The following is a 663-nucleotide window of genomic DNA, read 5'->3' on the forward strand; positions in this document are numbered from 1 at the left end:
TATTTACCTCACGGGCTCTCCGATGCGTGAGGTGCTTGAGCACTCTCTGCCAAGTATTCAACAATCAGACATCCTCAAGCGATTGGGGCTGGAAGAAGGCCGCTTCTTTATTGTCAGCGTCCATCGGGAAGAAAATGTGGACAGCCGAGAGAATCTGAAGAAGGTGGTTGAAGCCTTGCAGGCTCTTCACGAAGAGTTCGGGTTTCCGGTGGTGGTGTCCACGCATCCCCGCACCCGTAATCGCCTGGAGAAACTGGGCCTGGCGGATGACAGTGAGGCAATTCGCTTCCTGAAGCCGTTCGGGTTCTTTGATTATAACAAGCTGCAAATGACGGCTTTCTGTGCGATTTCAGATAGCGGTACCATCAGTGAAGAATCTTCTATCCTCGACTTCCCTGCGGTAACACTACGTCGTTCCATTGAGCGCCCAGAAGCCCTCGATACGGGTGCTATTGCGTTGACCGGGCTGGACAAAGAGGTGCTGATTGACGGTGTGCGCATCGCTACTGCTTCACGGGATGTGTTTTCTGGGACTGAGCGTGAAATCCCTGATGCTTACAAGGTACGTAATGTTTCCGAGCGCGTAGTGCGTTTGATCACCGGGACGGCCAAGCTGGCCAGTCATTGGAAAAACATGGATGAGTTCAGCCGGTATGACTGGTA

1 protein-coding gene is annotated in these 663 nt (G+C 52.8%); it reads left to right on the plus strand.

Going from position 1 to position 663, the window contains the following annotated elements:
* Positions 1-22: 22 nt before the first annotated feature.
* On the plus strand, positions 23-663 hold a 641-nt coding region (locus A3730_RS26335; RefSeq protein ID WP_231884054.1), incomplete at its 3' end, for a UDP-N-acetylglucosamine 2-epimerase.

The organism is Alcanivorax sp. HI0044, from assembly GCF_001634945.1.